This window comes from Candidatus Cloacimonas acidaminovorans str. Evry (assembly GCF_000146065.2).
In the GTDB taxonomy this organism is placed as follows: Bacteria; Cloacimonadota; Cloacimonadia; order Cloacimonadales; family Cloacimonadaceae; genus Cloacimonas; species Cloacimonas acidaminivorans.
This window is the reverse complement of the sequence record NC_020449.1, coordinates 1,354,270-1,379,017: the sequence shown is the minus strand read 5'-3', so window position 1 is coordinate 1,379,017 and position 24,748 is coordinate 1,354,270. Positions and strand designations below refer to the sequence as shown.

Sequence of the window (24,748 nt, the reverse complement as noted above, 5' to 3'; positions counted from 1 at the left end):
TGAAATGCAAGATATTTCATTACACCTTCTGGATATTATAGAAAATTCCGTTCGCGCCAAAGCAAAGAACATTAAAATCCGTATTATTCGCGATGTGCAGGATAATATCCTGCGTTTAATTGTGGAAGACGATGGAGTAGGAATGGATTCTCAAACCTTAGATAAGGCGCAAAGTCCATTTTATACATCTAAAGAAGAGCGGGAGAAAAAAGTAGGGCTCGGAATACCCCTGGTTAAACAAAATGCAGAAGCAACAAACGGCAGTTTTAAAATGACCAGTGAACCTGGTTTTGGCACTGTTTTAACGGTGGATTTTCAATTAGACCATATAGACAGAATGCCCCTGGGAAACTTGAAAGATACTCTTTTAGGTGCTATTATAGGCCATCCCGAAGTTGATTTTACCATTAAACTTATCAGCCACGAACGCGGTGTGGAAAAGAGCTTCTATTTTGATACCGCGGCTATTAAAGAAGAATTGGGAAATATACCTTTAACTTATCCCGATGTTATTGAATACATTGATCAATCATTATTAGAAGGAATACAAAACACAAATATGGAGGATGTCTGATGAAAACACTCGCAGACCTTAAAAAAATCCGTGAAAAAGCTCAGGAAGAAATGAAACTTCGCGGTGGAAACACACGCATCAAAATAGTGGTCGGGATGGGCACATCCGGAATCGCTATGGGTGCAAGAGAAGTTATGAAAACCTTCCTGGAAGAAATTGCTAACCGCAATTTAACTGATGTTTTAGTTACTCAAACAGGTGAAAAAGGGCTTTCTTCCCTGGAACCCGTTGTGGATATTATTGAAGAAGGCAAGCCAAAAGTCACTTACGGCAATATGACTCCCGAAAAAGTTAAAAAGGTAGTTGTAGAACACATAGTAAATGGCAGAATCGTTTCAGATTATGTTGTCGCTACAGGCAACTGATTCTGGAGGAAAAGAATGTCATTAAAACGTATTGACCTATTGATTTGCTGTGGGTCAGGATGTGTAAGTGCCGGTGCCTTAAAAGTTAAAGAACAGTTTCATAATGTCCTAAAAACAAAAGGACTGACAAATGAAATCAACATCATTGAAACCGGTTGTATGGGACCCTGTGATTATGGTCCGGTAATTGTAATTTACCCGGAAGGTGTTTTCTACAAAAAAGTTACCCCTGATGATGTAGAAGAAATTGTGAATGAACACTTTTTAAAGGGGCGTCCTGTAAAACGTTTGATGCTTCAGGATGAAGAAGATAAGACCTTCCTTACGCAGAAAGAAATCCCTTTTTACCAAAAACAGGTGAAAGTAGCCCTTGCCAATTGCGGTTATATTGATCCAGAAAGCATTGAAGAATACATTGCTACCGGCGGTTATGAAGCATTGGGAACTGTTTTAACTACTCTAACTCCTCAGCAGACCATAGATATTATTAAAAAATCAGGATTGCGGGGAAGGGGAGGAGGCGGTTTTCCTACTTACCTTAAATGGCAAATGGTGCACGACAATCCTGTAGAAGAAAAATACTTTATTTGCAATGGAGACGAAGGCGATCCCGGTGCTTTTATGGATAGAAGTTTACTGGAAGGTGATCCGCATCGTGTTTTGGAAGGAATGATGATTGCTGCTTATGCTACCGGAGCCCAAAACGGATATTTTTATATCCGGGCAGAATATCCTTTAGCTATCAAGCGGATCAAAATGGCTATTGAAAAAGCTAAGGAAACCGGTTTGTTAGGTAAAAACATCTTTGGCAGTGAATTCAGTTTTGAAGCCGAAGTTAGAACGGGTGCAGGTGCCTTTGTTTGTGGCGAAGAGACAGCTTTAATTCAATCCATTGAAGGTCAAAGAGGAAATCCAACTCCCAAACCACCCTATCCTGCAGTCCAAGGTCTTTATAAAAAGCCAACCGTAGTAAATAATGTAGAGACCTTAGGCAATATTGCAACTATAATCCTAAAAGGAGCTGATTGGTTTGCTTCTATGGGAACAGAAACCAGTAAAGGGACAAAGGTCTTTGCCTTAACAGGAGATATAAGAAATACCGGTTTGGTTGAAGTTCCAATGGGAATTACTTTACGGGAACTGATTTTTGATGTAGGTGGAGGAATGATTGGCGACCACAAATTCAAAGCAGTTCAATTAGGAGGTCCCAGTGGCGGCTGTTTAACTACTCAGCATTTGGATGTTCCTATTGATTATGAAAGCTTAAAAGAACGTGGAGCGATGATGGGTTCGGGGGGAGTGATTGTAATGAATGAAGAAAAGTGTATGGTGAATGTTGCCAAGTTCTTTATGGATTTCTGCGTGGATGAATCCTGTGGAAAATGTTCTCCCTGCAAGATTGGCTTGAAACAAATGCTGGAAATATTAAAAAGGATTGATAGCGGATATGGCAAAGAAGGAGATATTGAAGAACTTCAACACCTGGGAGAAACCATTTCCAAGATTTCCCTTTGTGGATTAGGACAAACAGCTCCCAATCCTGTTCTTTCCACAATTCGTTATTTCCGCGATGAATATGAAGCTCATATTCGGGATAAAAGTTGCGCCAATAAGGTTTGTCCCGATCTAATGCATTTTGAGATAGACAAGGATAAATGCATAGGATGTTCCTTATGCGCGCGCAAATGTCCTGTAAGTTGCATTTCCGGTAGTCGGGAAGAAAAATATACGATCAATCAACTATCCTGCATCAAGTGCGGAACCTGTATGGATGTATGCCCTGTAAAAGCCATTTCCAAAATTCCGGGAATGCATCCTGAGGTTAAAGCAATGCGTGAAGCAGAGGAATTACAAAAGCAAAATCAAGAAGAATAAAGGATAAGAGCTATGATAAAAGAAATTTGTCAAAAATATGCTCCCCGTAAGGATAATCTGATTCAGATTCTCCATGAAATTCAGGATCAAGACCCTCAGCACTATATTTCTCCTGAAGCAGTAGATACTGTTGCTGAATATCTTGATATTCCTGTGAATCATATTTATGGAGTGCTGACATTTTACACTATGTATAGCACTAAACCAAGAGGCAAAAATATTATCCGCCTTTGCGAATCACCACCCTGTTATATTAAGGGCTCGGACAATATGCTGCGGAAACTGAAAGTTCTGCTTGGCATCAATATTGGCGAAACAACGAAAGACGGCTTATTCACACTTGAATTTACTTCCTGTTTAGGTGTTTGTGGAAATGCACCTGTGATGATGATTAATGATGATGTTTACGGTGACCTCACGGAAGAGAAAGTGGAAGAAATTATTGAAAGAATCAGAGGGAGGAGATAATGAAATTCTATCGCAGTCATATTTTGGTCTCAATTAATGAGACCTCTCTCGCAGCTGGAGTTCAGGAATTTATTACTGCTCTCCGCAATGAATTAGCCAAAAATGATTTAGCGGAAGAAATCAATATTCTGGAAACAGGACCTTTGGGCTTTTTCGGCAGAGGGATTTGCTTGACTGTATATCCCGAAAACATCAATTATGAAGGCGTTAAAATAGAAGATATTCCGGAACTTGTGCAGGAACATTTCCTGAAAGGACGCCCGGTAAAACGCTTAATGGTTGGAGTTACAGAAAAATTTAGTCCCAAGTTCAACTATGAAAACCGCATTGTTTTACGCAATTCAGGTATCATTGACCCCGAAAATATTGATGACTATATTGGTGCTGGCGGCTATGTAGCATTGGAAAAGGCATTAACTAATATGCAACCAAATGATATTATTGCCGAAGTGAAAAAATCGGGATTGAAAGGAAGAGGCGGAGCAGCATTTCCTGCAGGTCTTAAATGGAGCTTTACATCCGCTCTTGATGTTCCCCAAAAATATGTAGTTGTTAATGCTGATGAAGGAGAACCCGGCACTTTTAAAGACCGTTTAATTATGGAAGGAGACCCGCATCAATTGCTGGAAGGTATTATACTTTGTGCGCGTGCGGTAGGTGCCAGTAAGGCATATATTTATATCCGCGGTGAATATAAGCTCTGTATTGCCCGTTTGGAAAAAGCCATTAAACAAGCTTATGACTATGGCATTTTAGGCAAAAATATCTTTGATAGCGGATTTGACTTGGATATTGAACTCAAAATTGGAGCCGGAGCTTATGTTTGTGGAGAGGAAACAGCTTTAATTGAATCCCTGGAAGGAAACAGAGGAACTCCGCGTTGGAAACCACCTTTTCCCGGAGTGGAAGGACTTTGGAAAGCTCCTACGATAGTTAATAATGTTGAGACCTTAGCAAATGTGCCTTTCATTATTGCCAAGGGTGCCGATGAATTTTTGCAATATGGAACCCCTGATTGTCCTGGAACTAAGGTCTATACAATTCTTGGAGATGTTGCTTATCCGGGACTTTGCGAAGTGGATATGGGAACAACTTTAAGAACCATTATCAACGATTATGCAGGTGGAATGAAAAAAGGTTTCCGTTTCAAAGCAGCATTGGTAGGTGGAGCAGCCGGAGTTATTCTTCCCGATCGCCTTTTAGATGTGAAAATGGATTTTACCAGCTTGAATCAATATTCTGCTGTTTTAGGTAGCGGAGCCATTTTAGTTTTGAATGAACACCAGAGTATTGTTGATTTGCTTTGGAGTATTCTGCGTTTCTTCCGCCATGAATCCTGCGGAAAATGTTCTCCTTGTAAAAACGGAACCCAACAGCTTTATCAGCTAATTTCCAAAATCCGCAAAGGAAATGGGACTATGGAAGATGTGAATTTAATGCTCTTAATAGCTGAAACAATGCAGCAAACATCTTTCTGTGCTTTAGGTCAATCGCCAATTATGGCTGTTCGCAGTGCGATTGAAAATTTTACCGATGAATTCATTGAAATAACCAAAAAGTAAGAAAATAAGAGGATTGATATTATGGCTAAAACAGTAAATGTCTTTATAGACGGTCATCATCTGGAAGTTCCGGAGACAATGACTATTATAGAAGCCGCAGATAAAATTGGAATTTATATTCCCCGTTTGTGTTATCACCCCGATTTACCTCCTACAGGAAATTGTGGTGTTTGTGTTGTGGAAATTGCAGGAAATCCAACTCCCAAACGTGCCTGTTGTACTCCTGTGGCGGAAGGAATGAAAATTGTTACTAATTCAAAGAAACTTCGTTCCTATCGTAAGACAGTTGTGGAAATGATTCTTTCCAATCATGATGTAACCTGTCCTACTTGTCCTGCCAACAATAAATGCGAATTACAATCCCTGGCAAATAATCTGGGAGTGGATTCTGAGGCGTTACCTAACATTTTGGTTAAAACACCTGCCGATGAATCCAGTTTGTCCATTATCAGAGATACCAATAAATGTATCGGATGCGGACGTTGTATAACCGTATGTAACGAAGTGCAAACGGTTTATGCTCTCACTTTTGCCGAAAGAGGAATTGATACCCATATTGATACTGCCTTCAGTCAGGGAATGGCAAATAGCCCATGTGTTAATTGTGGTCAGTGTACTGTTTATTGTCCTACGGGTGCATTGCACGAAAGAAGTGAACTGGATGCTGTTTGGGAAGCGATTTTAGACCCTGAAAAACATGTGATAGTTCAGGAAGCACCTTCCATTCGTGTTTCTTTAGGTGAAGAATTTGGAATGCCTTTAGGTAGCGTAACTCCTAAAAAAATGTATGCAGCTCTGCGTAAAATCGGTTTTGATTCGGTTATGGATACCAATTTTACTGCCGATTTAACCATTATGGAAGAAGGCACGGAATGCGTAACCAAACTGAAAGCGGGAGAAAAGAGACCGCTGATTACTTCCTGTTCTCCCGGTTGGATTAAATTTATGGAGACCTATTATCCCGATTTAGCGGATTGTGTTTCAACGGCAAAATCACCTATGAGTATGTTTGGAGTTCTTTCCAAGACCTATTATGCCCAGGAAAAAGGAATTGATCCTGCTAAAATTGTCTCGGTTGCCATTATGCCATGCACCGCTAAGAAATTTGAAGCACGACGTCCAGAATTAAGCGATAGCGGTTTTCAGGATACCGATTATGTTTTAACAACGCGGGAATTTATTCGGATGATTAAAGAAGCGGGAATTGATTTTGCTAACATACCGGATGAAGAACCGGACGAAGGAATGAGTTTTTATACCGGTGCAGGAACAATTTTTGGAGCCACAGGCGGAGTTATGGAAGCTGCAATTCGTAGTGCTTATTACCTTGTAACTGGCACTGATTTGCAGAATGTGGATATTACGGCAGTGCGTGGACTGGAAGGAGTTAAAGAAGCATCGGTTGATGTTCCCGGCTTTGGAAAAGTGAATGTAGCTGTTGCTCATGGACTTTCCAACGCGCGTAAGGTTCTTGATCGTGTGCGTGAAGGTCTTGCCACAAAAGGTGAATCCCCCTGGCATTTTATTGAAATTATGGCTTGTCCGGGAGGTTGTGTAGGTGGAGGAGGCCAACCTTACGGCAATGATATTGCTTCCAGAGCGAGAAGAGGTTTGGCTTTATATGAAGAAGACCGTAATTTACCTGTTAGAATGTCGCATCATAATCCGGAAGTTCTAAAGGTCTATGAAAAATTCCTCGGTGAGCCAAATTCCAAACTTGCCCTTAAGCTATTACATACACATTACTTTAAACGCTCCGTATTCAACGGACAAGTTACCGCAGAAATTACTCATAAACACGGATAAACTCCTACTACTAAAAGATACAGAAAGGCGGAGATTTCTTTCTCCGCCTTATTTTTTTTTCAGATGATAAAAAACACAGTGTAAACTCAAACAATGCAATTGGTTAAAAATGGGTTGGCAAGTTCCTATTTGACAAAGAGTTTGTAGAACTCTGAGAAATAAATGTCTTTATTTTATGCTGAAATATAGTTCCAGTTGTAAGAGTAATATATTGTGGGGTATTGTATTCGGGAAGGCAAGTGAAAATTGTAAATCAAAACTTTTCCCCCGTTATTTTCTCTTTTCCTCTTTGTGAATAATACTTTTATCCTCTTTATCTCTTTATCTCTTTGTGAAAAAAACTCTTTTACTCTTTATCTCTTTTTCTCTTTGTGAATAATACTTTTTTCCTCTTTATCTCTTTATCTCTTTGTGAAAAAAACTCTTTTTCTCTTTATCTCTTTTTCTCTTTGTGAATAAAACTCTTTTTCTCTTTATCTCTTTATCTCTTTGTGAACAAAACTCTTTTCCTCTTTATCTTGAAGATTACGCAACGAGATAAGCTCTGCCATAATGCTCACTGCAATTTCGTAAGGTGTATTTGATCCGATAGGTAAACCTACAGGTGAATGGCATTTAGCCAGCTCTTCCGGGGTAAATCCCTTTTCTTTCAATTTAGTAAAAGTAGCGGCTGCTTTAGTTTTACTGCCAATCATTCCCAAATAGCGAAAGGGTTTTCTCAGGCATTGTTCCAGAACTTCTTTATCGTGCAAGTGACCGTGAGTCATAATCACAATCCAAGTATTGGGATTAAAATCAATAATCTCAGCCAGGTTTGCATAATCGTGATATATAGCACGATGACAACAATCCTCAGGTAAATTATCAATAATTTCTTTTCGGTTGTCTATCAGGACAACATAAAAACCGCAAAGGCAAGCTAATTTTCCTAATGCTTTGCCGCAATGTCCCGCTCCAATAATATAAAGTTTATCGGGGGAAAATAACGGTTCAACATATACTTTTACATAACCTCCGCACAGCATAGAAGTTTCAATTCCGGATTTAGAGCCATCTGCAGATAAATTAAAAATATAAATTGTGGCTTTTCCGGGTTTATCATTTCTAATTTTCTCTATAACCGTATGTTCCAATTCCCCTCCACCCAAATTGCCAAATGGTTCTTCCTTTAACGGAATGGCTAATTTCATTCCCGTTTTTGCCGGAGTTGAACCATCGCTTTCAATAATATTTGCCTGCCAGACAGGGCTATGTTCTTGCAGTAAAATAAGCAGTTTTTCAAAATAAGCAAGGTTATCCATTAAAACCTCCAAACAGAATTTGATAAAGGACAATTCCTGTTGCCACGCCTACATTTAAAGAATTTTTCCAACCCAATTGGGGCAAAGTGATAAATTCATCACAAAGCTCTAAAATTGATGATTCTATGCCAAGAGCTTCATTTCCGATAACAATCGCAAGAGGAAATTGATAAACGGTCTGAAATACACTTTTTGCGTTATCTATCGTTTCCAGAGCATAAATAAAAAAACCTTCTTGATGGCAAAAAGCAATTGCTTCAGTAGTGCTGGGAAAATATTGCCAGGCAACGAGTTTTTCCGTTCCCATAGCCGTTTTTGGCATATTACTATGTTCCGGAGTAGGGGTTATTCCGCAGACAATAATTTTTCCTATCCCTAAGCATTCCGCAGTCCGAAAAAGAGAACCAACATTAAAAACCGAGCGTAAATTATCACAAATCACGGTTATCCGTTTTGCTTTTTGGCGAATATCAGGATCAAGAATAACTTTTTCTTTTTCCGTTGAAAGTGCCATCTGACTATCTTTTCTGAGAGCTCCATCACAGTAAAAATAGAGTTTATTCAATAATTGATGAGGACTTAAGTGAGGATTTAATTCTTTTATAAAGAGCTGCATTTTTTGAGGTAAGGGTTTTTCCACCAAAAGATATAATTCCAAAATATGCTCAATTATCTGAGAGCGTTTTTCCGCTTCCGTTAAATTCTTTTCTAATGATAAGATAAGTTTATTCAATGCTCCTATCTGTTCCTCAAAGGTAAAGGACTTGAATTTGGTTTCGCTGTAATGAGTGGAAAGTTTCATAACTTATAATCTCTAATTAGTTTAGCGGCGGTCAACAAATTCTCGCAGACGAAATCTGGTCTTAAATCATCCGTTTCCAGAATTTTCATAAAGTCCTTTTCTCCATTCCCTGTCAATAGCAAGATATTTTTAAGGTGAGCATTTCTGCCGAAACCAAGATCACTGATGCGGTCTCCAATCATATAGGAACCCTCTATTTGAAAATGAAACTCGGAATATGCCTTTTTGAACATTCCAATGCCTGGTTTGCGATCTATGTGATCAATATTATATGGTGGAACGATTCCGTCTTTATAATAAGGGGAATAATAAACGCCATCAAGTTCTATTCCTCCTGCGGAAAGCAAAGAACGCATTTTTGCCAGCACTTTTTCCAAGTCGTCAATAGTAAAATAACCCCTGGCAATTCCGGACTGATTGGTAACCACGAAAAGCAAAAAATTAAGTTCCTTAAATATTTTTAACGCCTCAATTGTGTAAGGATAAAGATGATATTCTTCCGGATTGCTTAAATAGCCAAAATCATCAGGACTTATAACGCCATCCCGGTCTAAAAAAATAGCGCGTTTAATATCTTTTGCTGTCATGGGTTTGAAACCTTAAAGCGTCTGGTAATAAAGTATTAAACAGGGAAATTCGGTAATCCCAGTAATCATTTCTCAAAGTGATATTTACATCCATTTTCCAGCAATGCAGGTCTCGGGAAAAAGAAAGTGTTTGAGAAAGCATATCATTTGTCTTCAGGTTATAATAATTGGTGTAAGATAATCTCCAGTTTTGCGTGATTTTACAGGTTAAGCTTGATCTCAAACTACTGGTTGCGGGATGAAAAATATCTTTATCGGCATAGATATTTTGACTGATGGAAAAACTCCAGTCATTGGTTCCTGCAGTTTCTTGCATATATTCCAAAACTGATTTTTGAGAATCGGAATTTTCAAAATCCTCAAAACTTTTGTTTTTAGGAGCAGAAAAATATCTGTTGTAAGGTGCAGAACCGCTAAGAACTATTCCCTGAGAAAAATATTGATTCCTTAAGTTCATTTTGTCCCACTGAATTTTATAGGGATCTTGAGTTGCGCTAAACTGTGAGGAATAGCTAAGTTTTAAACTGCCAAGCTTATATTTTCCTTCATTTAAAGATAGAGTTCCCAGGTTAAAACTTCCTGGTTTGAAATATAGTGTATGTGCTATGTTAGAAAAGGGTTTATCCTTTTTTTTCAGATTGGCATTAGTTCCCATTCGCCAAAATAAAAGGTCGTTAAGTTTTGTTTCGTTTCCTTTTTTGCCGTATTTCATCTGCCAAGTATTATCTAAATTAAAAGTTAGATTGGATGCCTCTTGGGAATTGCTTACTCCGATACTGCCAAAACTGTATAAATCGGAATTCTTCCTAGTATCCGGTTGATAGGAATAGCCGATATTAGGTGTAATTATATGCCGAATAGAATTAATAGGGAAATTTTTAAAATTTCGCAAACCGTACAAATTAAATCTGGCATTTGCAGATGCAGTCCAGGCATAACCTCTGGCAAATTTATCATCATTTCTATCTCTATCCATCCACGCTTCCGTATAGTCAAAATTCTTACCTAAAGTTAACCATCCGAATAAATTGGAATTATGAGAAATTCCGGCATTTTGTTTTATTCCCAAATGATGTTCATTCAGCATCCTAATTCCTGTTGTATCTGCAGGATCAATTGTGTTATCCCAGAAAAAATCACCTAAAGAATAATTCTTTTCTCTTAAATTCCCTGTATGTTCTAAATATACATTATAGCGATAATTAAAATTGCTTAACCATGAATCGGGAGACACATTAAAAAGTTCAGAAACGGGTCTACTGGACAAGAAAAAAGACGCACTCGGTAAAGATAAAGAAGCGGTATCATTGATCAAATCCTGCGTAAAATAGCTGCCGGCATTTAAATATGAAGAACCAATCGGTTTGGAATAGGAAACACTGGAAGTTAATCTTTGAGCTAAACTTTGGTCTACATCACTGCTGCTTTCCCAAATGCGTTTATTACTTACAAAATTGATAGTTGCATCCAAAGATGACTTTTCTGGAAGGTCTTGATGATGATTTCCCTGTAATGACCAATCGTCAAAAGTGCTGTATTCATCTATGCTGTGTTGAAAAGCAGCATTAAAATTTCCGGAAAAAGCATAGCGTTTCAGGTATTCGGTATCAAAATGGCCTTTCCAACCAGTTTTTTCCATAATATCAAAGCCCAGAACAAAATCGGCATAATCACGATAAGGATAATATAAAGCTAAATTCCGGATCACAAAACCATCTACATTATTATAATCAGGAGAAGGAATAAGAAAACCGGGATGCCTTCCCTGCCTGATAGGAATTATAATAAAAGGAAAAAAGAATGCCGGAAAGTGATTTACATAACCAATTACAGGTTTTCCGACAATTTTATCTCCCCTGTAAACTCTTAATTGTTTTGACCAAAACCAAAAAGATGGCTCTTCCAAATCACAATTGGTAAAAGTGCCACCATCTATATCATAAATATCCTTATCAACTTTACGAAGTTCGCTTCCAGTGTAATAACCATCTTCAATTAAGCTGTATCCATTATTCAAAATACCGGTTTGAGTTTTAACATCATAACGAACATTGGAACCTAAAAGTAATTGCTCTCCATCTCTCATTTTGGTAGGACCATAGCTGAAAGCGCGTTCTTTTTTGATGTCTACGGTGATGGAATCGGCAATAATTTCTGTATCCTGATAATTAATGCGGGGCTTGCCAAAAAGCTTAATAATTTCCGTATCATATTCAAAATGAATGCTATCTGCCTTATAAAAAAGCGAATCCGTCTCTATTAAATTAATTTTCAAGCTATCAGGAATTTCGGGAAATAGGGAATCAGACAAAGCATAATTTCTTGCTTCTTTTTGAGCAAAAAGCGAAAGACCTGTTAGCAACAGTAAAGGTATCAGTAACAGACAGATTTTCTTATTTTTCATTTAGCAATCTAAAAAAATAAATGCCATCTCTGTGTCAAGCAGGATAATAACTTGCCTGCAGGCAATAACTAAATTATTATATTAGATGAATGCCTTTTCTAAAAAGGAATTACTTAAACATAATAACCGGTTGAGGTTAGAAAGAAGGAGGTTTTTTTGAAATTATTACTTTGGTCTTGGAATGTTAATGGATTACGTGCTGCTTTGAATAAGGGTTTTATAGAAATTATCCAAAAAGAACAGCCCGATATTTTAGGAATTCAGGAAACAAAATTGCAGGAACATCAAATCCCTGAAGAACTTAACACTTTAAATGAATACCTTATTTATTGGTCGCATAGTTTGCGCAAAGGGTATTCAGGAACCGGCTTATTTACAAAACTGCTACCTTTAAGCTTTTCCACAGGATTTGGCAATCCGGAATTTGATAACGAAGGTAGAATTAATATTGCCGAATACACTGAATTTATCTTTTTTAATATCTATTTTCCAAATGGACAAAAAGATGATGAACGCTTGAACTATAAACTCCGCTTTTATGACCGCTGCCTGGAAGTTATGGAGGAAAAAAGAACTTCCGGCAAAATAATTTTAGTTGGCGGTGATTTCAATACTGCTCACCATCCTATAGACCTTGCCAATCCAAAAGAAAATGAAAAGACCAGCGGTTTTTTACCTATTGAACGTGCCTGGCTGGATAAAATTGCAGAAATGGGTTGGATAGATACTTTCCGCTATTTTGATAAAAGCCCTGAACAATATACCTGGTGGAGCTATAGAACAAAAGCCAGACCCAGAAATGTAGGTTGGCGATTGGATTATTTTTGGGTTAATAAAGAAGGAATTGAACATATTAAAAAAGCTGGAATCAGACAAGATATTGAGGGTTCAGACCACTGCCCAGTTTTTGTTGAACTGGAAATATAATCTATACAACATTTTTACCAACAAGCCATAAATAATGATTATATAGACCTTTGATAAAAAATAGGAGGAATACAATAGAAAACCGAAAGTAAGAACTTGATGCCAAGATTAGAAGAAATTGAGCGGAACAATAGGTACATTGCCTAATGGTTTCGTAGGTCGTAGACATATAATAGCCGCAGCTTTTTCCTGAATGATATTACAAGACAGAAGCTATGCTCTCATCATCATTTTTGCTTTATAAAATTACCTTGTGGACTTTGTTTAACTACTTGTTGCCTGGTCATTTCTTTAACGACTCTTTAACGATCCTTTAACAATGCCTTAACTTCGTTAAAGAATCGTTAAAGAAGGGTTAAAGAAGCATAAAAGATTCAACATGGTAGGAAATAATGCGCTGCATAAAAAAAGGTAAAGGTCTCGCCCTTTCATTCTTTGCCAATTCCTTTTCTCTATTAACCTTGTTTTCCCTTATTGGCTGGGAGTTATCCTGCATTAACATTTCTGGACTTCTGCTTTTGCCGGGATCCACTGTGGACTGGAAAATATTTATGCAATAACGATATGAAAACTATATTCCTCAATTTGGGTTTACCTTTTTTACCTATAGACATTTTCCCTTTTCACCTTCCCACTTTTTCATTTCCCCTGTTATCCCGTTTCTCTATTTAACCTTTATTTTAATTCCATCCTCCAGATAGGAATGATTAAAACCAAAGCAGAGAGAATAATTACCTCTGCCGGCAGGGAAATCTACTATTACTTCCAATTGTTTTTCTGCCATCCAATGCAAAGGAACTGGTTTCAAGCCAATAGTATAAGACCTGTCATCTATGTAATATTTGAACCTTGAATCAGGGAAATTTAATACGGCTTCCAGTTCTTTAGCAGGCAAGGGCGACATATATTCAAACAGCAATTGATATTGATATAAGGGGTCAAATTTTTCAGGAATTTCGGATAGCAATTTTACTACCGGAGCGGCAAAATTCTGTGTAGCCAAAAGCACTTCATCTTGCGTAAATACACCTACTCCTAAATGAGTGTAAGTGGCATTTAAGATATTTTCTTTGTGCTCAGGAGAATTCATCCAACCGTTAACTACTTCTTCAGGTGTAAAAGTCCTTGCACCGTTAACAAATTTGGCTAAGTTCTCTCCAATAGAAGAAACAACTAATTGCGGATAGTATTTCTTTTTTCGGTCATCAACAAGATACCCGAGATGGTCTTTATGCGCAAAAAAATCAAAATTGAACATATTTTTACTATGCAACCGAGCTAAATCAGCCAAACCCTCATCATACAAAAGCGGAGGTAAATTATAAGCTGAACGTTGTTGATTGGTAAGTTCCCAAATACGATGTTCAAATTCCGTTACACTTATGGTCTTTGAGGATTGTGTGCAGGCAAAAAGCAGTAAGAGAATAAGAAAAAATGATTTACGCACCGATTTTTTTCTCCGGCTAAAAGTTATATTCCAAAAGAAGGGTTTCTTCCTCAAAGCGGATATGAATTTTCTCCTTCTCTTCCTTAAAATTGGAAAGATGTGCATCAATGTAAGCATCAAGGGTAGAAAATGCCAAAGTTATTCCCATCCACCAAAAATCGCGGGTGCGTTTTTCCTTATATTGCTTTTGTTTATTCCTATATTCTGCAAGTAATATTTCATCACTGGTGGAATTGATTTTATCCTTATAATCCTGAACTTTGGCATCATTATGAATAGCAGTAATAATTAAATAGGTCTGAATTCCAATTATGGCACTAGCTTTAATATATGCTTCGTTGTATATTTGCCCTCCTCCAGGGAAAATAGAACACAAAGCTGCTTTGTTTGGATTCTTCTTAATCGGTTGTGCCAAAATTGAACTGCATAACAGAATTAAGAGCAGAACTACGCTAAATCGTTTCAAACCAACTCCTGCTTTTTCTTTTTTTCCTTATCTTTTTTCCTTATTATATTGTCAATAATAATGTAACGAGAGGACATCAGAGTGCAGATATAAAATTAGATACCGCTGCTAAAATGCTTACTAAAAAAAAGAGCTTTTTTAAGCTCCATCTCTAAAAAGTTGGTGCAGAAGGCGGGATTTGAACCCGCACACCTTTAACAGGCACAAGATCCTTAGTCTTGCGTGTCTGCCAATTCCACCACTTCTGCTTTTTATATTGTTTTCAGAATGAAAAGCCCCTTCTTATTCCTGTGAAGGCAGTAATCCAAGCAAAATCTATCAAAATAACTGCATTTTCAAAATAAAAGTTATATTATTTTGTAGTTGCAGGTTTTGTTGCCGGTTTAGACGAAGGAGCCGTTTGTTCCGTATCTTTAATCTTTTTTTGGCGAGATTGAATGTCGGCAAGGGCACTGGCATTAATATTTTTAACTAAAAAGGCAAGAAATAAACAGGAAGCAGCAAAAACCACTGCCAGAATTTGTGTCCATTTCTTCAAAAACTTGGAAGCACCACTTCCGCCAAAAACATTCATTGCTGCTCCACCCAAATTAGAATCCAAACCTCCTTTAGAGGTCTGAGCCAATATTACCAGAACCAGAGCAACACAAATTATCACATGGATAATTAAGGCAATCGTGTATAAAACCATTATTTTATCCTTTCCAAACGAATTATTTAATCTAATAAAAAAACATTGAAAAAACAGCCCTATTTCTGTCAATTAAAAAGTTATGTCTACTTAATTCAGAGCTTGTTTTTCCCTTATTATCACTTTTTTATTCAGGTATAAGCAGATTTTTTGGCTTGACAGAAATAGTTGTCTAAATTGATAATGTAAAAAGAGGAATAATTTATGGCAAGAAAACACGCTGCAATACTGCAAGAACTTGAAATAGATGAAGTTGAGGGATATACTGAAGCCCAAAAAAGGTATTATACTTCTTTGGGGTTCAAGCCCTATCTGAATGAAGACGGAAAAGTTAAATGGTTAAGGCCTGATCAGCATTCGTTAAGGATCAATGATAAGTTAAAAAGGCCTTTTGTAGCACGTCTTATTTCTCATAAGAAAGTTCAATTTCCTCGCAGACGAAGGCATAGACCGGCTTTAGTAAAATTTGTTCAGCGAAACTGGCTGTTTATTATTATTGTAACTATTGTCATTGTAGCGGTGGTTTATCTTATTCGTAATCCTCAGCTTATTTTTTAGGAGTAGAAAAACTTTGAAGATATTATTGGTTAATGATGACGGTATTTTAGCTCCCGGAATAAGAACTTTAGCGGAAGAGCTGAAAAATGCCGGACATAAAATTACGATTGTAGCTCCGGATAGTGAAAGAAGTGCAGCATCGCATTCTTTGAGTATCCGAAAAGAGCTAATAGTAAAAAAAATCGCTGAAAATGAATATGCCGTCAGTGGAACACCTGTTGATTGTTCTGTTATTGCGTTACAAAAAATCCTTACCGAGCCGGTGGATTTAATTATTTCGGGAATTAATGCGGGTCAGAATATGGGAGAAGATGTTTTATATTCTGGAACAGTTGGAGCAGCAATGGAAGCAGCTCTTTTAGGAAATCGGGCAATAGCTGTTTCCATAAATTCTTATAAAAATCAAAGATTTGAGGTAGCAGCTTACTGGATGCGTAAATTGCTGGATTTAGGCATTGATAAACAAGCTGAAGCGTTTGGTGTTTTGAATATTAATATTCCCAATCTTCCTCTGGAAGAGATTAAAGGTATTCGTTTAACCCGTACAGGTCATCGTAAGTATTATAATTTTGTTAAGATTATTAAAGAAAATGAAGATGGTTTTGTTTACGAAGTAGGAGGTGATATTCCTGTTTGGGATAATGAAACAGGAACCGATGCAGAAGCGGTTAATAACGGTTATATATCTTTAACTCCTTTGGGCTTTGAACTTACAAGAAGCGAGACCTTTCCCAGGATTCTTAACTGGCTGGAAGAAAATGAATTACTGCAATTGGAGAGATGAGGATGCGTTTTGAGGATCAACGGATAAGATTGGTAAACGAATTAAAGTTGGAAGGAATAACTTCTCCGGTTGTTTTAAATGCTTTTGCCAAAGTGCCACGAGAGTATTATGTTTTACCTGAATATCGTGATTACGCATATCAAAACCGTCCCTTACCCATAAAAGAAGGTCAAACCATATCTCAACCTTTAATGATCGCAATTATGTTGCAGTTGCTTGATTTGCAACCCACGGATATTGTTTTGGAAATTGGCACCGGTAGTGGTTATCAAAGTGCCCTACTTGCAGAAATTGTTAAAGAGGTATGTACTGTAGAACGGTTGGAGACCCTTTCCCTAAATGCGCAGAAGATTTTACGCAATGCCGGTTATAACAATATTTATTTTCGGATTGGGGATGGTTACAGCGGTTGGCAAAAAGCATATCCTCCGCATAAGGAATTTGATAAAATATTGGTTTCTGCAGCAGCGCGGGAAGTTCCCAAACATTTAGTGGAACAATTAAAAACGGGAGGTAAAATGGCAATTCCCATAGGTAAAACCGGTTTTCAAATTTTGTATATAGTTACCAAAACAGAAGACGGATTGGACATTGCAGAAGCAGGAGGTTGTTCTTTTGTGCCTTTGGTTTGTGATGATAAGACATTGAGGTGAAAAGTGCTTAAAGATATATTTGCCTGGATGAAAACAATCTGGAAAAAACCGGATAAATATGCCGACTTAAAAAAGTTTCCTGTTTTAAGTGAACTCAGTTCTTTTGAGCTTTATTTGCTCAATAACTTTTTGCATAAGCGCAATTTTAACAGAGGAGAGTTGCTTTATGATAAAGATCATCCTCTGGAAGTGATTTATTTTATTTTTTCCGGAGAAGTGGAAGTAACAGGACCTACTTATCCTAAAGGTCGCTATGTTATTCGCGAGTTACAAATTTTAGGTTTGATTGATATGTTTAAAGAAGAAACCCGCAGCAGTTCAGCAACCGCATTAACAGAAGTAACTGCTTATGCTGTTTCCCGTTATGACTTGAGTGATTTGTTCCGGCAGAATCCTAATTTAGGTGTTAAAATGTTAACTGCCTTCTGTCAAACCTTGAGCAATTATATTTTTAATATTTCATCTCCGGAAAGCGCAAAAGAACTATGAACTGGACGAAGTGGATTTTTTATAGTTTATTACTGGCTCTGATTGTGCTGGGATTGTTTTTTTACCATCCCATAATTTACTATTTAATTTATGCCTTTATTTTTTCCTATATTCTTGATCCTTTTGTCAGTTGGTTTGAGAGAAAAAGGTTTCCTCGTTGGCTTGCAGTGTTGACAATTTATCTAATAATTGCGGGAATTATTGCCTTGTTTACTTCTCGTTTGGTTCCGGCTTTAGTTCAACAAGGGAACAACCTTTTTAATATTTTAAGCAGTGGGGAACAGCTAACCGGGCAATATATTATAACCTTACCTTTTATCAGAAGGATATACGAATTTTTACAGGAATTGGATGCTCAAATTCCCGGTTTGGGAATGGCACCTAAGCTGATAGAAATATTAGACCAAGCCAATGTCTTTTTGGCTAAAATTCCTAAGTTACTGATAGATAACTATAAAAAGATATTTTCCACAATCTCTATTATTTTCACGGTTCCCCTGATTTCTTTCTTTCTCTTGAAGGATAAATACAAATTGAGGAAGGGCATTGTAAAAATGTTTAGCAACCGTTATTTTGAACTCTGTATCATTATGATGCGGAAAATAGACAGCACCATAGGTAACTTTTTGCGAGCTATCTTGTTTGAAATAATAGCAGTTGGCATTTTAGCTTCTACTGCCTTAACGATTGTGGGAGTGCCATATTCCATTTTAATTGGTGCTACGGCAGGAGTGGCAAATATAATACCTTATTTCGGACCTTTTTTAGGGGGTGCTTTAGCCGTGGTAACAGTTCTGTTTAATGGTGGCACTATTCTTTCTGCAATCACCGTAATTCTGGCGATGTATATCGTGCAGTTGATTGATAATAATATTGTTTACCCTGTTGTTGTAGGCGGAACTATTAATATGCATCCTTTGTTAGTTCTTCTTACTTTAATTGCCGGGGGCTGGTATGGAGGCATTCTCTGGATGCTTATTTCGGTGCCCCTTGTGTATTTAACATATAATCTGATTAAAGTTTTGTATACTAACCTAAAAGGTTTCAAAATCATATAAAAGAGGAAAGTGTGAGTTTACTGGATAAATGTTACAAGTTTACAGACGCACGTAAAGTGATGGCTATGGGTTATTATCCCTATTTTCGGGAAATTACTTCCGAGCAAGATACGGAAGTTATGTGTAATGGTAAAAAAATGTTGATGTTGGGTTCTAATAGTTATTTGGGCTTAACTAATCATCCCAAAGTGAAAGAAGCAGCCATAAAAGCTATTCAAAAATATGGTAGTGGCTGTGCAGGAAGTCGTTTTTTAAACGGAACCTTAGATATTCATCTGGAACTGGAAAACGAACTGGCAAAATTGGTCGGTAAAGAAGAAGCAATTTGTTATCCAACAGGTTACCAGGCAAATTTAGGGTGTATTTCCACTATGGTAGGTAAAAATGAATATATTATTACTGATAAATACGATCATGCCTCAATAATAGATGGCGCTATTCTTGCCGAAGGGAAAATGCTGCGTTACAAACATAACGATATGGCTTCTTTGGAACGCATTCTTAAGGAGATTAAAGGCAGGAATTCTTTAATTGTTGTAGATGGTATCTTTTCTATGGAAGGGGATATAGCAAATCTTTCGGTAATAATTGAACTGGCGGAAAAATATAATGCTGAAGTTATGGTTGATGAAGCACATTCTTTAGGTGTTTTGGGAAATAAGGGAGCAGGAACTACTGCTCATTTTGGTTTAACTGATAAAACAGCATTTATTATGGGCACATTCAGCAAGTCCCTGGCATCTGTAGGTGGCTTTATTGCTGCCGATGAAGCAATTATTCATTACTTAAAACATAAATCCCGGGCTCTTATTTTTTCGGCATCACTTCCTCCTGCATCAACTGCCAGCGTTTTAGCAGCGCTTAAAATTATGCAGGAAGAGCCCGAAAGAATTGCCAAACTTTGGGAAAATACGAATTATATGCTGAAAGAATTTCAGTCAATGGGTTATAATACCGGAGCCAGTTGCACTCCTGTTGTTCCGTTACATATAGGGAATATGATGACTACTTTTAATATGTGGCGTCGGCTTGGAGAAGAAGGTGTTTTTATAAATCCTGTAGTTCCTCCTGCTGTTCCTCCCAGTTCCTGTTTAATTAGGACATCTTTTATGGCAACACATACTAAAGATCAGCTTGATATGGCTCTGGAAAAATTCAGAATGATTGGCAAGGAACTAAATATCATTTAATTTATAATAGGTATCATCTTAACTTTTTTGAACATATAAAATAAGCCATATATGGAGGAATAAAATGGCAAGCAAGAGCAGTGTGGAATATTATTCCAACATTAAAGAAATGTCTCCTATCAGAGCTATTGCCGAAACCCTGATGAATAACCATTTAGTTCGGAAAGTGGATATTCGCGAGGCATACGAACTGGCAAAAAATCAACCCGGCGTAAGTGTTACCGATTTGCCTATGTATCCGGAGTTTGTAAAGCTGCATAATCTGCCTGCAGATGCAAAAGTTATCAACGATTGTCATGGTAACATTGTTGGCAGAACCGCTAAAGCCCGCAGATTTTACCATAGGTTAAGTCCTTCCCTGAAAAATAAGCTGGAAAGTGATTTTCGGGAAGCAGTGTGGCAAATGCAACATTATCCATTAATTAAAGCCGAAGCAGTTTTGGGGATGGATAAAGACCTGATGCTGAAAGCTACTTTTGTAACTACTGAAAGTGATGCTGCCAATCTTTTCTTTTGGCTGTTGAATTTTGCCCCTTATGAATCGTTGAAAGAGGAATATGAGGCAAGTCCCAAGCTTCCTATTCAGGATATTATTCTGGTTGCTTTCAATGAATGGACTTGTGATGACGATTTTTACAACAATGTAGGGGCACCACAACTGGCTTTGGTGGATGAAAAACACAATGTTATGGTTAATCTCGGAATGCGTTATTTTGGGGAACGGAAAAAGGGAACTTTAACTATGGCTTGGACTTCCGGCATCAGAATCGGGATGGCTGCCTGTCATGGAGGAATTAAAGAAATTGATTTCAGCACTTGTGTAAATCCTGAATATCATAAATTGGGTAAAAGGTCTATCGCTTTTTATGGACTTTCCGGAACAGGAAAATCCAGCCATACCAATAATGCGGATAATGCAGGAACCTTGCCTGAGGGCTTTTCCAAGGTTGTTTTACACGATGATGCTTTCCAGATTGATTTGGAAAATAAGCTATGTCGCGTTTGGGAACCGACTTTATTTGATAAAACGGATAGCCGAACCGTTGATCATCCCGACTGGAAATATACTCTGGCTTTGATGAATCATACGGTTTTGGATGTTAATGGCAAACTTATTCCTTACGGACAGGATATTCGTAATTCCAATGGCAGAGCCCTTTTTGACCGTTCACTATTGGGAAAATATGTGAACCGCTGTGCTTTTCCCAAAGCATTGGTTTGGCTGATGAAGGATTCTATTTTGCCACCTGCCTTAAAATTGGAGGATAAATATTTGGCAATAGCTATGGGAGCCGCTTTAATGACTCAGCGTAATCGTGCGGAAAATGTTGCCGAAGAAGAACTTAACAAGCTCGTTTTTGAACCCTTTGCCAATCCATTTCGGGTGTATGAACTCTATCGCGATGTGGAAGCATTTTTAAAAGTGGCTGATACAGGTGCGGATTTTTACTGCTTTAATTCGCGTGGCTATTGGAGGGAATCGGACGATATCCTGGAACCGATACCTCTAAATACTTCGCTAACTCTGCAAACCGCTATTTTAATGGACCAGCTGCAATGGGAACCCTGGGATTTATTACCTGGCTCTATGATTCCTACAAAAGAATCCGTTGAGGCAATTTTACCAGGCTATTACGACAGATATCATTCCAACCTGCGTATTAACTACGATAAATATATTGCCGTAATGAAAGACAGATTCCAGCAAAGAAAGGACTTTTTAAAGAGCAGTGATTTAACTGAAAGACCGGAAATTCAGGAAAAATTGATACAGTCATTACAGGTAAATGCTGATTAAATTTATACACTGGCATATTTCTCTATAAGCATAATAAAAAAGAATTGCCAAATTCCCATTGGGCAAATGCTGAATGTAGCCTTCTTTTGAATTCCTTTTAATTATATAGTAAAAAGTAACTTGCCCTAAGAATGTTTAATAGATAGCGGGATAATTTTCCCGCTATTCTTTTTTTATCCTTCTCTAATTAGTTGTAATGGAGTTATGGTGCCAATTATTGGTTTTTTCCCGACCGGCTCCACCGCATCTCTACCATAACTAATTAAGCAAGAAGTAGGAAATCGTTTACAATGTAAGAAAGGAGTAATTTGTGCTCAAATGAATTATACTTCGGAAAATATTTTTATAGCACAAAGGACTAATGACGGCTGTATCTACTTTAATTATAATTAGTTAGTACCATTATCAAGTTCTTTTATTCAGGGGTTTACACGCACATCGCTCTTATTGTATGATCTATAGAGCTATCAAAAATTTTAGCTTTCTCCCCTTCTAAAACCCTCTAAATCTTTTGTCTCTACATCCTCATTATTTGAAAATGCTATAAATCCACCTCCCAAAAGTAAATCATCCAAATATAAAACCAGCCCCTGTCCCGGAGTAATGGAAAGTTGCGGTTCCTTAAAAACTACTTCTATAGTGTTATCATTTATAGGGGTTACAATACAATCAGCTGGAGAATGTTGCTGTCGTATTTTGGCTTTTGCCCTAAATTTTTTTTCGGGTGCAGGAAGAGAAACCCAGTTCATATCCGTTGCTGAACATTTCTTTTTAAACAAATATTCCTTAGGACCCAAAACAATTCTGTTATTCTCCGCATCAATTTGCAAAACATAATAGGGTTCAGGCATACCGCTTATTCCCAAATTTCGTCTCTGACCGATAGTGTAATTTATAATTCCCTTGTGCTTTCCGATAACTTTACCTTGCATATCAATAATTTCTCCCGGATTAAAGTCCTCAGGTTTGAAAAGGACTTCCAGATCCGAACTTTGCAAAAAATCCTGGCTTTCCTTGCGCTCAACAAGCTCAGTAAAGCCCTTTCCTATTGCCATTTTTTTTATTTCCTGCTTAGTATAATCCCCTAAAGGAAAAAGGGTTTGCGCCAGTTGTTCCTGAGATAGAAAAGCCAAAAAATAGGATTGATCTTTGTTTGCATCCTTTGCTTTTCTTATCTGATAGCGTTTAAGGGTATTATTAAACCCGATTTTGGCATAATGACCTGTAGCAAAATAATCAAATTCCAGTCCCAATGAATGCGCTTTTTCAGGTAGCAAGGCAAATTTGATATAGGCATTACAGACCAAACAGGGATTTGGTGTCTTTCCTTTTATGTATGTCTCACAAAAATAATCAATTACCTTATGCCGAAATTCTTCCTGCAAAGGAATAATATAATGCTCAATTCCCAATTTTCGCCAAAGCAGAGAAGCTGATAAAATATTTTCTTCTTGCGCGGGACCAAAACAGCCACTTTTTAATGTTTTATCCATTTCTATGTTTTCATCATAAGTTTGCATAGTGATGCCAATTACTCTATAACCGCTTTCTTGAAGTAAATAAGCAGTCATCGCGGAGTCAATCCCTCCACTGATTCCTACTGCCACACTTGTTTTTTTCTGCATTTTAGTTACCTTATTTTAATATATTTCACCTCAATGCAAGCGGGATATGTGTCAAATACTTTTTATTTGACATTAAATGGCTTTGTGAATTTTGGGAAAAACTGATTAATACTAAAGAGGACAAAACATTGTATAAGGAACAGTATACATTCAATATCAGTCGTTTTATGGACGAAGAGCGATTTGAAAAAATTATATCATTTGCTAAAGATATCCCCACTCCTTGTTTGATTGTGGACTTGGATATAGTTCGTAATAAGTATTTGGAACTGCAGGCAAGTATGCCTAATTATAAAATTTACTATGCAGTTAAGGCAAATCCTATGCTGGAAGTTATTATGTTATTGAATGAACTTGGTGCCAATTTTGATCTTGCTTCTCCTTATGAACTTGATCAGATGTTGAATTTAGGAATTGAGCCCTCCCGTTTAAGTTTTGGCAATACCATTAAAAAAGTTAACGATATCAAATACTTTTACGAAAAAGGTGTCCGTCTTTTTGCTACTGACAGCAAGCTTGATCTTGCTAACCTGGCAAAATATGCTCCTGGTTCAAAGGTCTTATTTCGGATTTTAACGGAAGGAACTGGCGCTGATTGGCCCCTATCCAGAAAATTTGGTTCACATCCTGATACTATATATCATTTAATTGTGAAAGCGGCAAAGATGAATTTACAGCCCTGGGGAATTTCTTTTCATGTGGGCTCTCAACAACGAGATATAGGGCAATGGGACGATGCTGTAGCTCGTTGTAAATATCTTTTTGATGCTGTTGCCGAAGAAGGAATTGAACTGAAAATGATTAATATCGGAGGTGGTTTTCCTGCCAACTATGTTGATCCCACTTTTTCTATTCAGGAATATGCTACGGAAATTCAGCGTTTTATTACAGAGGATTTTGGTGATAACCTTCCGGAAATTATTTTGGAACCAGGTCGTTCTCTGGTTGCAGATGCTGGTGTGATTGTATCCGAAGTAATTAATGTAGCTCGTAAATCCAAAAATAATCTTTATCAATGGGTGTATTTAGATATAGGAAAATTTGGCGGTTTAATTGAAACCATTGATGAATCCATAAAATTCCCCATCTATTTTCCGCGTAAAGGTTTGGCGGAAGAGATTATATTAGCTGGTCCTACTTGTGACAGTATGGATATTCTCTATGAGCATTATCGTTATCGGATGCCCGAAGGAACCGTTCCCGGAGATAGAGTTTACATTTTTACTACCGGTGCTTACACGCAAAGCTATTCCAGCGTTAATTTTAATGGCTTTCCTCCCTTGAAAGCTGTTATTTTTGAAGAAAAATAAGGAGTATT

At 37.4% G+C, this 24,748-nt stretch carries 23 protein-coding genes and 1 tRNA gene; 15 read left to right on the top strand and 9 right to left on the bottom strand.

From position 1 onward, the window contains the following. Nucleotides 1–4 precede the first annotated feature (4 nt). Genes CLOAM_RS05600 through CLOAM_RS05575 form a run of 6 tightly spaced genes read left to right on the top strand, consistent with a single transcriptional unit; the run spans nt 5 to nt 6,650 of the window. Nucleotides 5–574 (top strand): ATP-binding protein, encoded by a 570-nt coding sequence (locus tag CLOAM_RS05600; RefSeq protein ID WP_015424905.1) that lies wholly within the window; start codon nt 5–7, stop codon nt 572–574. Next, entirely contained in the window at nt 574–939 is a 366-nt protein-coding gene (locus CLOAM_RS05595) for a (2Fe-2S) ferredoxin domain-containing protein (RefSeq protein ID WP_015424904.1), read from the top strand. The genes CLOAM_RS05600 and CLOAM_RS05595 overlap by 1 nt, the downstream gene beginning before the upstream one ends. A 15-nt stretch (nt 940–954) precedes the next feature. After that, on the top strand, nt 955–2,814 hold the full coding sequence (locus CLOAM_RS05590; RefSeq protein WP_015424903.1) for an NADH-quinone oxidoreductase subunit NuoF: 1,860 nt from the start codon (nt 955–957) through the stop codon (nt 2,812–2,814). 12 nt (nt 2,815–2,826) lie between these two features. After that, nucleotides 2,827–3,282: an NADH-quinone oxidoreductase subunit NuoE gene (nuoE, locus tag CLOAM_RS05585; RefSeq protein WP_015424902.1), complete on the top strand. Its 456-nt coding sequence runs from the start codon at nt 2,827–2,829 to the stop codon at nt 3,280–3,282. Then, nucleotides 3,282–4,844: an NADH-quinone oxidoreductase subunit NuoF gene (gene nuoF / locus CLOAM_RS05580; RefSeq protein WP_015424901.1), complete on the top strand. Its 1,563-nt coding sequence runs from the start codon at nt 3,282–3,284 to the stop codon at nt 4,842–4,844. Before nuoE ends, nuoF begins: the two co-directional genes overlap by 1 nt. 21 nt (nt 4,845–4,865) lie before the next feature. Beyond that, on the top strand, nt 4,866–6,650 hold the full coding sequence (locus CLOAM_RS05575; RefSeq protein ID WP_015424900.1) for an NADH-dependent [FeFe] hydrogenase, group A6: 1,785 nt from the start codon (nt 4,866–4,868) through the stop codon (nt 6,648–6,650). Nucleotides 6,651–7,123: 473 nt separating this feature from the next. Here the strand turns inward: CLOAM_RS05575 and CLOAM_RS05570 are convergent, their stop codons facing one another. From CLOAM_RS05570 to CLOAM_RS05555, 4 genes are read right to left on the bottom strand one after another with little or no spacing between them, the layout of a single operon-like run. After that, nucleotides 7,124–7,951, bottom strand: a complete 828-nt coding sequence (locus tag CLOAM_RS05570) for an XdhC family protein (protein WP_044278986.1) — start codon at nt 7,949–7,951, stop codon at nt 7,124–7,126. Then, nucleotides 7,944–8,753 (bottom strand): RNA methyltransferase, encoded by an 810-nt coding sequence (locus tag CLOAM_RS05565; RefSeq protein WP_015424898.1) that lies wholly within the window; start codon nt 8,751–8,753, stop codon nt 7,944–7,946. Before CLOAM_RS05565 ends, CLOAM_RS05570 begins: the two co-directional genes overlap by 8 nt. Continuing rightward, on the bottom strand, nt 8,750–9,340 hold the full coding sequence (locus CLOAM_RS05560; protein WP_015424897.1) for a D-glycero-alpha-D-manno-heptose-1,7-bisphosphate 7-phosphatase: 591 nt from the start codon (nt 9,338–9,340) through the stop codon (nt 8,750–8,752). The genes CLOAM_RS05565 and CLOAM_RS05560 overlap by 4 nt, the downstream gene beginning before the upstream one ends. After that, on the bottom strand, nt 9,321–11,744 hold the full coding sequence (locus CLOAM_RS05555; protein ID WP_015424896.1) for a putative LPS assembly protein LptD: 2,424 nt from the start codon (nt 11,742–11,744) through the stop codon (nt 9,321–9,323). The genes CLOAM_RS05560 and CLOAM_RS05555 overlap by 20 nt, the downstream gene beginning before the upstream one ends. Nucleotides 11,745–11,900: 156 nt before the next feature. Between CLOAM_RS05555 and CLOAM_RS05550 the strand changes: the two genes are divergently transcribed. After that, a complete protein-coding gene (locus CLOAM_RS05550) occupies nt 11,901–12,671 on the top strand; it encodes an exodeoxyribonuclease III (RefSeq protein WP_015424895.1) in 771 nt (256 codons plus the stop codon). Between the two features lie 664 nt (nt 12,672–13,335). Here CLOAM_RS05550 and CLOAM_RS05545 read toward each other — a convergent pair. The 4 genes from CLOAM_RS05545 to secG form a co-directional block, all read right to left on the bottom strand. Beyond that, entirely contained in the window at nt 13,336–14,118 is a 783-nt protein-coding gene (locus CLOAM_RS05545; protein WP_015424893.1) for a CAP domain-containing protein, read from the bottom strand. Nucleotides 14,119–14,134: 16 nt separating this feature from the next. Beyond that, nucleotides 14,135–14,584, bottom strand: a complete 450-nt coding sequence (locus CLOAM_RS05540) for a DUF5683 domain-containing protein (protein WP_044278984.1) — start codon at nt 14,582–14,584, stop codon at nt 14,135–14,137. A 160-nt stretch (nt 14,585–14,744) separates the two neighbouring features. Then, a tRNA-Leu gene (locus tag CLOAM_RS05535) sits at nt 14,745–14,832 on the bottom strand. Between the two features lie 104 nt (nt 14,833–14,936). Further along, on the bottom strand, nt 14,937–15,275 hold the full coding sequence (secG, locus tag CLOAM_RS05530) for a preprotein translocase subunit SecG (protein WP_044278983.1): 339 nt from the start codon (nt 15,273–15,275) through the stop codon (nt 14,937–14,939). Nucleotides 15,276–15,479: 204 nt separating this feature from the next. Between secG and CLOAM_RS05525 the strand changes: the two genes are divergently transcribed. The 7 genes from CLOAM_RS05525 to CLOAM_RS05495 all read left to right on the top strand — a co-directional run bounded on the left by CLOAM_RS05525 (nt 15,480) and on the right by CLOAM_RS05495 (nt 21,805). After that, nucleotides 15,480–15,833 carry a hypothetical protein gene (locus tag CLOAM_RS05525; RefSeq protein WP_015424889.1) on the top strand — a complete coding sequence of 118 codons (354 nt, stop codon included), beginning with the start codon at nt 15,480–15,482 and terminating at the stop codon, nt 15,831–15,833. Nucleotides 15,834–15,846: 13 nt separating this feature from the next. After that, the gene (surE, locus tag CLOAM_RS05520) at nt 15,847–16,617 is read left to right on the top strand and encodes a 5'/3'-nucleotidase SurE (RefSeq protein WP_015424888.1); all 771 of its coding nucleotides are present in this window, start codon (nt 15,847–15,849) and stop codon (nt 16,615–16,617) included. Nucleotides 16,618–16,619: 2 nt separating this feature from the next. Continuing rightward, the gene (locus tag CLOAM_RS05515; RefSeq protein ID WP_044278982.1) at nt 16,620–17,270 is read left to right on the top strand and encodes a protein-L-isoaspartate(D-aspartate) O-methyltransferase; all 651 of its coding nucleotides are present in this window, start codon (nt 16,620–16,622) and stop codon (nt 17,268–17,270) included. Between the two features lie 3 nt (nt 17,271–17,273). Beyond that, nucleotides 17,274–17,759 carry a cyclic nucleotide-binding domain-containing protein gene (locus CLOAM_RS05510; RefSeq protein ID WP_015424886.1) on the top strand — a complete coding sequence of 162 codons (486 nt, stop codon included), beginning with the start codon at nt 17,274–17,276 and terminating at the stop codon, nt 17,757–17,759. Then, nucleotides 17,756–18,817: an AI-2E family transporter gene (locus CLOAM_RS05505; protein ID WP_015424885.1), complete on the top strand. Its 1,062-nt coding sequence runs from the start codon at nt 17,756–17,758 to the stop codon at nt 18,815–18,817. The genes CLOAM_RS05510 and CLOAM_RS05505 overlap by 4 nt, the downstream gene beginning before the upstream one ends. Before the next feature lie 11 nt (nt 18,818–18,828). Continuing rightward, the gene (locus CLOAM_RS05500) at nt 18,829–20,007 is read left to right on the top strand and encodes an aminotransferase class I/II-fold pyridoxal phosphate-dependent enzyme (RefSeq protein WP_015424884.1); all 1,179 of its coding nucleotides are present in this window, start codon (nt 18,829–18,831) and stop codon (nt 20,005–20,007) included. 64 nt (nt 20,008–20,071) lie between these two features. Next, nucleotides 20,072–21,805 carry a phosphoenolpyruvate carboxykinase (ATP) gene (locus CLOAM_RS05495; protein ID WP_015424883.1) on the top strand — a complete coding sequence of 578 codons (1,734 nt, stop codon included), beginning with the start codon at nt 20,072–20,074 and terminating at the stop codon, nt 21,803–21,805. 476 nt (nt 21,806–22,281) lie between these two features. Here CLOAM_RS05495 and mnmA read toward each other — a convergent pair whose 3' ends face one another. Further along, nucleotides 22,282–23,430, bottom strand: a complete 1,149-nt coding sequence (gene mnmA / locus CLOAM_RS05490; protein ID WP_015424881.1) for a tRNA 2-thiouridine(34) synthase MnmA — start codon at nt 23,428–23,430, stop codon at nt 22,282–22,284. Between the two features lie 128 nt (nt 23,431–23,558). Between mnmA and CLOAM_RS05485 the strand changes: the two genes are divergently transcribed. Then, nucleotides 23,559–24,740, top strand: a complete 1,182-nt coding sequence (locus CLOAM_RS05485) for a type III PLP-dependent enzyme (RefSeq protein WP_015424880.1) — start codon at nt 23,559–23,561, stop codon at nt 24,738–24,740. Nucleotides 24,741–24,748 lie beyond the last annotated feature (8 nt).